The sequence below is a fragment of the Streptomyces mutomycini genome (genome assembly GCF_001700505.1).
GTDB classification, from domain to species: domain Bacteria; phylum Actinomycetota; class Actinomycetes; order Streptomycetales; family Streptomycetaceae; genus Streptomyces; species Streptomyces mutomycini.
On the sequence record NZ_MAPV01000136.1, the window covers coordinates 1 to 9,971 of the forward strand.

General features: G+C 69.5%; 6 protein-coding genes. 2 read left to right on the forward strand and 4 right to left on the reverse strand.

What is annotated here, in order from left to right; all coding sequences use genetic code 11:
- Positions 1-40: 40 nt before the first annotated feature.
- A complete protein-coding gene (locus tag BFF76_RS20030; protein WP_053930746.1) occupies positions 41-748 on the reverse strand; it encodes a VC0807 family protein in 708 nt (235 codons plus the stop codon).
- Positions 749-930: 182 nt separating this feature from the next.
- Here BFF76_RS20030 and BFF76_RS20035 point away from each other — a divergent pair, with 182 nt between their 5' ends.
- Positions 931-2,817, forward strand: coding sequence for a sensor histidine kinase (locus tag BFF76_RS20035; RefSeq protein WP_079122427.1), 1,887 nt, complete (start codon positions 931-933; stop codon positions 2,815-2,817).
- Complete coding sequence (locus tag BFF76_RS20040; RefSeq protein ID WP_031092829.1) at positions 2,769-3,428, forward strand: response regulator transcription factor; 660 nt, start codon at positions 2,769-2,771, stop codon at positions 3,426-3,428. The genes BFF76_RS20035 and BFF76_RS20040 overlap by 49 nt, the downstream gene beginning before the upstream one ends.
- Before the next feature lie 58 nt (positions 3,429-3,486).
- Here BFF76_RS20040 and BFF76_RS20045 read toward each other — a convergent pair whose 3' ends face one another.
- The 3 genes from BFF76_RS20045 to BFF76_RS20055 all read right to left on the reverse strand — a co-directional run.
- Positions 3,487-6,288 carry an AAA family ATPase gene (locus tag BFF76_RS20045; RefSeq protein WP_078850579.1) on the reverse strand — a complete coding sequence of 934 codons (2,802 nt, stop codon included), beginning with the start codon at positions 6,286-6,288 and terminating at the stop codon, positions 3,487-3,489.
- Positions 6,289-7,175: 887 nt separating this feature from the next.
- Positions 7,176-8,372, reverse strand: coding sequence for a 3-deoxy-7-phosphoheptulonate synthase (locus BFF76_RS20050; RefSeq protein ID WP_053930744.1), 1,197 nt, complete (start codon positions 8,370-8,372; stop codon positions 7,176-7,178).
- A gap of 200 nt (positions 8,373-8,572) precedes the next feature.
- The coding region (locus BFF76_RS20055; RefSeq protein WP_065848747.1) for an acyl-CoA carboxylase subunit beta at positions 8,573-9,971 on the reverse strand (1,399 nt) is incomplete at its 5' end.

Sequence of the window (9,971 nt, forward strand, 5' to 3'; positions counted from 1 at the left end):
CTGCTGAACGCCCGGACGGGGGTATGGGGGTGGCCCGCGGTCAGCTCTCGGCGGGCCGGCCGAGGCGGGCCGAAAGGCGCTTGGCGTACGACTTGCTGAACTGCACGATCACGATGAGCAGCACCGTGAGCAGACCGGCACCCAGCAGGGGAACGCTGTCGACGGGCAGGGTGTACGCCATGACCACCCGGGCCACCGCGTCGATCATGAAGGCCGTTCCCCAGGCAACGGTCAGTACCCGCATGGCCCGCCGGAACTCGGGCACCTCGTCCCAGTCCCTGCGCCAGGACGCGGCGGTGGCCTCCGGGAGCAGAGGCATGGTCGCCTGGTAGATGAAGGGCCGCGAGGCCAGCAGCGTGCTGAGCATCCACAGGCCGACCAAGGCGGTCAGATAGCTCTCCCGGGCCAGGACGAGCCGGGGGTCGCCCGTCAGCAGCGACACCAGGGTGGCGCTGAGCATGATGCTCAGGGAGAACAGGGTGGGCCGCTCGACCCGGCGGTCCTTGACCGCCCGGTAGACCAGCCGCACCAGAGGGAGCGCGCTGCTGAGCACGAGTGCGAGCCACTGGTTCACACCCATGAGGCGGAGCCCGTAGAAGAGCAGGAGCGGCAGCGCGACATCGAGTGCCGCCGCCTCGACGAGCATGGTCCGCGGGCTGCGCCCTGTCCGTTCCGGCTGCTTGTCGTCTCCCGCGAGCGTGGTGGATTCCGGCTCCGGCCCTTCCTGAACCTGAGGTGCTGGCTTCAAGACGGCCTCCTCTCCTGGCTGCTCTCGTACGGGTCCTGCCGTTGTGTTCACCGATGACGCTACGCACCGGCGGAGGCCCGCGGAATGCAGTAGGGAGCACAGTCGGGGTGCAGAAAACTGCACCTGCCCGCGGCCGTGCGCGCATGTCAGACTGTTGATCAATCGAGCTGCCGGGAGGTGTGATGAGCGACGGGACACGGCCTCACGGCGCTTCGTGGCGGCGCGCCCTGCGTCTCGCCCCGGTGCGTGGGGTGGCGCTGGCCGCGCTCGGCGCGGCCGGTCTGCTGCTCGTCCTACCGATGGCTGTGGCCCTCCTGTCCGGCGCGGTGGGGACGGTTCTCCGCATCCGCCGGCTGCCCGTACTGCGCCGCCGGCTGGCGGCCTCCTGGTCGCGGGTGGAGATCCCCGGTCCTTACCTTCCCCACTCCTCGGAGGCCCGCGCCAGGGAAGGCGGGCTGTACCGGTACGGCAGGCGTCTGTACGCCTCGGGCAGTACGGCCCGGCGCAAGCGCGGTGCCCGGAAGATCTCCCGGGACCCGGCGACCGCCCGCGATCTGTGGTGGCTGCTGCTGGACCCGTTCGTCGGAGCTCCGGTGGCCGTGCTGCCCGCGGCCCTGATCGGTGCCGGCCTCGCGGGTGTCGCCTCGCCCCTGTGGCACGCGGGGCCCGGCTCGGCGTTCGTGGTGGGGCTCGGCCTCGCTTCGGTGTCGACGGGTATCGCGGCGGGTCCGTCGCTGATCCGGCTGCACGGGTACTGGACGAGACTGTTCCTGCGCGCGGGCGTTCCCGCGGCCGGCGGCGGGACCCGTTGGTGGCTCCGCCTGTGGCGACAGGTCCAGACGGTGGGAGCCGCGTGTCTGCTCTGCGCGCTCGCGGTGTGCGGGCTCGTGCTGGCAGCACTCCAGCTGATCGCCGCGGTGTTCTCCCTGGTCTTCGGTCTCGTCCCCGTCCTCGCCCAGGCGGTCCTGGTCAGCCGCAGGCTGGTGAACCTGTGGCGGGAGCTGTTGCGCCACGGCGGGCTGGCGGATATCGCGGAGCCCTACAGGCAACCGCCTCCGGCTCCTGTCCAGGGCGCCGACGGGCACTACGCGTACGGCCGCACGCTGCACCCGGGGCCGCTGCTTCCGTCGTGGCTCGCCGCCCGCCGTTGGGTTCTCACCGACCCCGCGACCTGGCGCGACCTCCTTTGGCTCCTGACGAATCCGGTGGTGGCGGCGGTTCTGCTGCTCGGGCCGATGGCGTCGGTCCTCGCTATCGGGCTGTGGTGGTCCGGCCCGGCCGGCTTCGCGGCGGCCCTGCTCGCGGCGGGGGCCGTCCTCCGGGCCGCCCCGTACACGCTGCGGGTCCAGGCGCGCTGGTGCGCTCTGCTGTTGGCGCCCACCGAACGTTCCGTGCTCGCTCGGCGCGTGCACCAGCTGGCCACGACTCGGGCAGAGGCCACGGGTGTGCAGGCGGCGGAGCTGCTGAGAATCGAACGCGATCTGCACGACGGCGCCCAGACCCGGCTCGTCGCGATCGGAATGAGCCTGCGCGCGATCGAGAAGCGCCTCGGCAGTGAGCAGCCCGAACTGCGGGCGATGGCCGCCGAGGCGCGGGAGAACTCCTCCGCCGCGCTCCGGGAGCTGCGCAGCCTGGTGCGCGGCGTGCATCCGCCGGTCCTGGCCGAGCGGGGGCTCGTCGACGCGGTGCGCACGCTGGCGCTGGCGCATCCGCTGACGGTGGAGGTGACCGCCGACCTCCAGGGGCGGGCACAGATGCCGGTGGCCGCCTGTGCGTACTTCTCCGTGAGCGAGGCACTCACCAACAGTGCGAAGCACTCCGGCGCCCAGCGCGTCATGATCGACCTCCGCCACCGGGCGGGGGCACTGCGGATCACGGTGACCGACGACGGACGCGGCGGCGCCGATCCCGCCCTCGGCAGCGGGATCCGCGGTATCCAGCGGCGGCTGGCCACTTTTGACGGTCTGCTCGACGTGGCCTCGCCTCCCGGCGGCCCGACCACTTTGACGATGGAGCTCCCGTGCGTGTTGTCCTCGGCGAGGACCAGTACCTCCTCAGGAAAGGACTGACCCATCTGCTGGAGGACCACGGCTTCGAACTCGCCGCCGTGGTCGAGACCGGCCCGGACCTGCTCAGCGCCCTGCTCCAGCACCGGCCGGACGTGGCCCTGGTCGACGTGCGGCTGCCGCCGACCTTCACGGACGAGGGGCTCCAGGCGGCGCTGGCCGCCCGCCGGGAGGTCCCCGGGCTCCCGGTGCTGGTGCTGTCCCAGCACGTGGAGCAGTTGTACGCAAGGGAGTTGCTGGCGGACGGCCGTGGCGGAATCGGCTATCTGCTCAAGGACCGTGTCTTCGACGACGACACGTTCATCGACTCGGTGCGCCGTGTTGCTTCCGGCGGCACGGCCATGGACCCTGAAGTGGTCAGTCAGTTGTTCCAGTCGATGGGGCCGGCCCGGGCACAACCGCTGGCCGCGCTGACGGCGCGTGAGAGAGAGGTGCTGGCGCTCATGGCGGAGGGCAGGTCGAACGCGGCCATCTCCGAGCGGATGTCGCTCAGCGACAGCGCCGTGAGCAAGCACGCGGCCAGCATCTTCGCCAAGCTGGACCTGGTGCAGTCCACCAGTGACAACAGGCGAGTGCTGGCCGTGATCGCTTACCTCAACAGCTCACGTGCGTAGGAGGAGTGGGGACGGAGGAGTGGGGAGGGAGGTGAACGGGGAGGTGTGGTGCCGGAGGTCAGCAGGCCGGGTTGGCGACGTGGTACTCGAGCTCGACCGGCAGGTCCGTCCTGCGCTTGACCCGCAGCTTCCGGAAGACCTTGGTGAGGTGCTGTTCCACCGTGCTGACGGTGATGTGCAGCTTGCAGGAGATCTCACGGTTCGTGTAGCCGAGCGAGGCCAGTGCGGCGACCCGGCGCTCGGAGAGCGTCAGCACGTCCGCGGCCGACGCGGTCTCGTCCACCGGCCGGGACCAGGAATCGGTCTGCGCGTGGTGCAGCATCATCGGTTCCTCCGGGCGGGCGAGCGCGGGATCCTGCATCCGCTGCATCCCGCCCTCCTTGGCCAGCCGCCCCGCGCGACGCGAAATCATCTGTGCCTTGCCGAACTCCCCCATGCCCTCGTGCGCACAGCTCAGGTCGAACAGTGCCTGGGTGAGGGTCAGCCGGTCACCGCTTGCCTGGAGGATCTCGACGGACTCCTTCAGGAGGCTCAGCCGGCCACGGTGACTTGCCGTACCGGCCAGGACGCGCAGGGAGGCGCCGTACGTCCGCGAGGCACGCGAACCGATGTGCGCCATCTGCTCCTTGGTGAGCGCACGCGCCCGCTCGTGATCTCCCAGCCGGAGGAGCACCTGGGCGGCATCGGTGCGCCAGGGTACGAAGGTCGGGGAGTCGAGCTGCCACGTCCGCATCAGCTCCCCGCAGTAGCTGAAATCCGCGAGCGCGGCCTGCAGCCGGTCGGTCGCCAGGTAGTAGTGACCCCGGGCGCGGAGATACGTCAGCCCGTACCGGGTCTGGAACATGGCCTCGGGCACCGTTTCCCGCAGGTACTTGCGGGCGCTCTCGAAGTCGCCCCGGGCCGTGACGGCTTCGAGGAGTGTGCCCAGGGTGGCCCCGACTGCGACGCCCCAGCCCGCGACGCCGATCATCGTCAGTGCCTTGAGCGCGTACCGCTCGGCCTGCACCAGATCGCCCTCCCGCAACGCGATCTCCGCGCGCAGCGCGGACAGGGCCGCCTCCCAGGTCACCACACCACGGCTGCCGGCTTCGGTGAGCAGAGCGTCGCACCAGCGCCCTGCCAGAAGAGGCTGCTCCGCGTAGATGAGGGTCTGCAGGGCCGAACAGACGGATTCGAGCATCGTGTCGCTCAACTGACTGCTCTGCAGTATCTGTTCCGCCACCCTGACGCACCGCTCGTCGCCGCCCGTCGCCTGCCCGAGGACCGAGCTGAGCACGGCGGAGGCCTGTGCCTGCTGCCCCGGCGGCGTGGTCGCGTTGTCGAAGAGGTGATCACTCTCGCCGGATCTGTCCGGTATGAACTGCGGATACGCGTGTCTGAGCAGGTTGTGTACGCCGGTCAGGACGGCGTTCGGCGCTTCGTTCACGGACGGCGTGATGCGGGACAGCTGCGTGATGAGTTCCCTGGCCTCCGGAATGCGTCCGTGCCACATGAGCAGGCGCAGCAGGTAAGCCGTCTGCTCCACGTCGAGGTGGCCTTCGCGCTGCGCCTGGAAGAGCGGCGTGAGGTGGCGGACGGCGCCTTCCGGGTCACTGCGCCACTTGATCTGGACGAGCAGCACCCGCAGCAGGGCACGCTGCCGCTCTCCGGTACAGACGGAGAGCGCGAACTCGATGTACCGGATCGCTGGTTCCTCGTCGTCGGCGGCCAGCGACTCCTCCGCGGCCCGTTGCAGTACCGCGATGGCCCAGTCCGCGCCCACGTGCTTGGCCGCCACCAGGTGGTCCGCGACATCGGTGACGCTGCCGCCGCCGTCGCTCAGCAACTGCGCTGCACGCGTGTGCAGATCCGCCAGCATCTGCGGGGGGAGGTCGTCGTAGACAGCCGCGCGTGTCAGCCTGTGACGGAACCGGCCGTCATGGATTATCCCCAGCGTCTGCAGTGACTGCAGAACCCGGCGGAGGGCCTCCGGGCTGCGGTCGAGGAGCTCCGCGATCCGGTGCGTCGAGCCGGTGGCGTCGAGTACCGCCAAGCCCCTGGCGGCCTCGAGTTCGTCCGGTCCGCTGCGGCGCAGGCAGGTCAGTACGGCCTGCCGGAAGCTCTCACCGAGCGACGAGCAGCCCGCCTGGCCCGGCATTTCCCCGGACTCGGCGTGGTCCTCGATGAGCGCCCGCACCAGAAGCCGGTTACCGCCGGTCATCCGGTGTGCTTCCGGTGCGTGGTGTGCCGCGTCCTGACCGAGGTGCTGCGAGCACATCTCGCTGACGCCGTCCGCCGTCAGAGGTGCCAGGCGGACCCGGTGGAACTGTGTCTGGCGGACCAGTTCGATCCGGAAGGCGGGGTGCACCGACCACTCACCCGACGACTCGGCGAGTACGAGAAGAATACGCGAGGACCGCAGCCGGTTGACCAGGCGCATCACACAGTCCATCGACGGTTCGTCCGCGTGGTGCACATCGTCGACGACGACGACGAGCGGTGCCCGTTCGGAGAGTTCGAGCAGCGTGGCCGCCGCCGTGCGGGAGATCTCGGACGCGACATCTGAGCCGATGATCTCTGCGACAGGTCCCGCATGCGCCGGCAGGCAGTCGAGCAACTGGCGCAGCACGGCGAAGGGCATGGTCCGGTCGGCCCTCGTCGCGGTTGCGTTCAGGAGCAGGGCGCCCTCATCGGCGCACTGGTCCGCGAAGGAGCGAAGCAGCTCGGTCTTGCCGCTTGCCACCGCCCCGCTGACGAGCGCTATCTTTCCGTGCCCCTTGAAAGTGGCAGTCAAAAGGTTACTGAGCAGTTTCAGGTCATGCTCACGTTCAACAAGTGCCACTGGCACCATCATCCCCCATTGTGACCATTTCCATGACATCGAGGAGCGGTGGCTGCGTCACCAAAGGCTCAAAACCATGCCTTACTCCGCGACTACCCCGTCCGGCGTGACCGACACTTGACGTCACACCGGCTCTGGTCAGGGGCCAAAAACAGTCGCTGGAATCCCTCTCCAATTGGAACACTAGCTCCACCCCCCTCCCCCTGCAAACCCCTACTCAAAGTACACAACGCGCCTTTGCGCGGGTTCCGCTTTCTGCCGCCGCGGGCGGGCGCACCGCACCTGCCGCTCCGTCAAATCTTAGGCGGAAACCTTAAGTTCGCCTCAAATGCCCGACCCGGAGCCACCCCCCACCCCTCATTCCATCCCGGCTGGGCATAGGGGTATGACTCACGCGGCATAGGGGATCGAGCTCCGCATCCGAGGGCACGACCCTCGATGCCCCGATACGCGAGTGCGGCCGGCCTCAGGGATTCAACGGAACCCGAAGGGCCTTCATGGTGCGGCCCAAGGCACGTGGTGGCCGGTCAGGAGCCGATGACGTGCGACTGCGGGGCGCAGTGAAGGCCGGGCGCGGATGGCGATATTCCGCTGTCCGGCCTCACGCAGGAGACGCCGGTCTGTTGCATGTTCAGGACGAGGCTGACACGCAAAGGTCACACTGGCGCCGCCCGGCCGTGTTCTGCTGGTCAGGGCCTCGCGGTCATCGGCAGAACCCCTGCCCGACCGTGGGAACGGCGCGACTCGTGAGGGGCGTTGACGACACGCCCTCCTCGTCCGCGGCGCCGGCCCGCCCATACCCCCGCGCGCCTGAGGACCGGATTCCGGCGGCACTCCGCTGGGATCGGGCGGCGCCAATGGTTGAACCAATGCAAGTGAGCGGAAACCGGGCACGGACGCCTGGACAGAACTGCCAGTTCCGGAAATCAGCCGCGGAGCATCTCTGCCATAAAAAAGGCCAACTCGACAGATTGCTGTTCATTCAACCGGGTGCCGCATTCAGCCCCGTATCCGCCGACCGGTTCCGTGTCGGATATATCCCGTGCGCCCGTAGTTTCGAAATACAACCCGCCCAAATGGGTACCCAGGGCCCTGTGTACATCGATGTAACCCGCAACCTCGTCGAGGACGCGCGAGAATGAGCACGCGGAGCCGTCGTACGCCGCCGGCTCCTGGGAGGCGCCGTGCATCGGATCGCAGCTCCACGCCACCTGGTGCCCGGACGCCGTCACCTTTTCGACTATGGGCGGGAGCAGGTCACGGACCCGGTCGCCGCCCATCCTGCTGATCAGCGTGACCCGGCCCGGCCGGACGCGCGGATCGAGCCTCCGCACGTACTCCACGGCCTCCTCGGGGGCCGTGGCCGGTCCGATGGTGAGGCATACCGGATTGGCCAGAAGTCCGGCGAGCGCGACGTGCGAGTCATCCGGTTGCCGTGCCCGCTCGCCGATCCGGAACTGGTGCGCGGACAGGGCCCACAGCTGTGGCTCGTCCCCACCGGATTCCTCCCGGAACAGGTGGGGCACCTCATGACCGGGCAGCAGCGGCTCGTGGCTCGCGAACACCTTCGTGGTCCGCAGCGGGCGGTCGTCGACCCCCCAGGCGGCCATGAAGCCCAGGCCGCGGTCGATCTCGGCGGAGAGGGCCCGGAAGCGGCTCCCCCCTGCCGTGTCGCGCACGAACTCCCGGTTGCGGTCCTGCACCTGACGAACGTCCGCGATGCCGTTCTCACCGCTCATCGCCCGGATCATGTTCATCGCCACCGCCGCGTTCGCGGGGGCCCGGCCCGGTCCGCCGTCGCCCGGCCCGGTGTGCCGGGAGGCCAGCCGGGCGATCTTGACCACGGGCATCCTGGCGGCGTGGGACAGCACGACGGACATCTGCAGCAGCGTGCGGACCAGGCCGCCCACACGGCGGCCGCTGAACGGCTCCGCGCATGTGCTGCCCTGGAGGACGAATGCCTCTCCGCGGGCGACCGCTGCCATGAGACCGCTGAGGTCGTCCACCTCGGACGGCAGGACCAGTGGGGCCGGACCGGCGAGGGTTGTCCGCACCTCGCCCGGCCGGATCGGCTGCATGGCAGCCGGCGTGGGTCCGGGGAGGCCGGACGGCTCGTTCGTCATGGTCCCTCGTGGTCATTGTCACTGGGTCTGCACAGTGGCCCTTGTCGCTCGGACGCCGGACGACGCGCATCGGCGCGCGGTGTCACGTTCAGGGATCGAGGAGACGGAGCCGGATACGGCCGGCCGGTACCTGCGAGAGCGGGACCGGCCGGCGTCCGAGGACACGGGCGCGCAGCGGCCGCCCGACCCGGGCTGCCGCTCTACTGCGGGGGGTTGCCGTGCTTGCGGGACGGCAGGTCCGCGTGCTTGTTACGGAGCATCGCGAGCGAGGCGATCAGTACCTCGCGCGTCTCGGCCGGGTCGATGACGTCGTCGACCAGACCGCGCTCCGCGGCGTAGTAGGGGTGCATCAGCTCGGCCTTGTACTCCTTGACCATGCGGGCCCGCATGGCCTCGGGGTCCTCGGCGTCGGCGATCTGCCGGCGGAAGATGACGTTGGCGGCGCCCTCGGCACCCATCACCGCGATCTCGTTGGTGGGCCACGCGTAGGTGAGGTCGGCACCGATGGACTGACTGTCCATGACGATATACGCGCCACCGTAGGCCTTGCGCAGGATCAGCGAGATCCTCGGCACCGTCGCGTTGCAGTACGCGTAGAGCAGCTTCGCGCCGTGCCGGATGATTCCGCCGTGCTCCTGGTCCACCCCGGGCAGGAAGCCGGGTACGTCCAGGAGAGTGACGATGGGGATGTTGAAGGCGTCGCACATCTGGACGAAGCGGGCGGCCTTCTCGGACGCCTCGATGTCCAGGACGCCGGCCAGTGCCTGCGGCTGGTTGGCCACGATGCCGACGACCTGGCCGTCCAGCCGGGCCAGCGCACAGACGATGTTGCGGGCCCAGCGCTCGTGGACCTCCAGGAAGTCGCCGTCGTCGACGAGCTCCTCGATGACCTTGTGCATGTCGTACGGACGGTTCCCCTCGGCCGGGACCAGGTCGAGGAGGACGTCGCCGCGCCGGCCGGCCGGGTCGTCGCTCGGGACGACGGGCGGGTTCTCCCGGTTGTTCGACGGCAGCATCCCGATGAGGTAGCGGACCTCGGCGATGCAGGTCTCCTCGTCGTCGTACGCGAAGTGCGCGACGCCCGAGGTCTCCGCGTGCACGTCGGCGCCGCCGAGGCCGTTCTGGGTGATCTCCTCGCCGGTGACCGCCTTGACGACGTCCGGTCCGGTGATGAACATCTGCGAGGTCTCGCGGACCATGAACACGAAGTCGGTCAGCGCCGGGCTGTAGGCCGCCCCGCCCGCGCACGGGCCGAGCATCACACTGATCTGCGGGATGACACCCGAAGCTCGTGTGTTGCGCTGGAAGATCCCGCCGTACCCGGCGAGCGCCGAGACACCCTCCTGGATACGGGCACCCGCGCCGTCGTTCAGCGACACCAGCGGAGCACCCGCCGAGATGGCCATGTCCATGATCTTGTGGATCTTCGTGGCGTGCGCCTCGCCCAGCGCCCCGCCGAAGATCCGGAAGTCGTGCGCGTAGACGAAGACCGTCCGGCCCTCCACCGTGCCCCACCCGGTGATCACACCATCGGTGTAGGGCTTCTTCTCCTCCAGGCCGAACCCGGTCGCCCGGTGCCGGCGCAGCTGCTCGACCTCC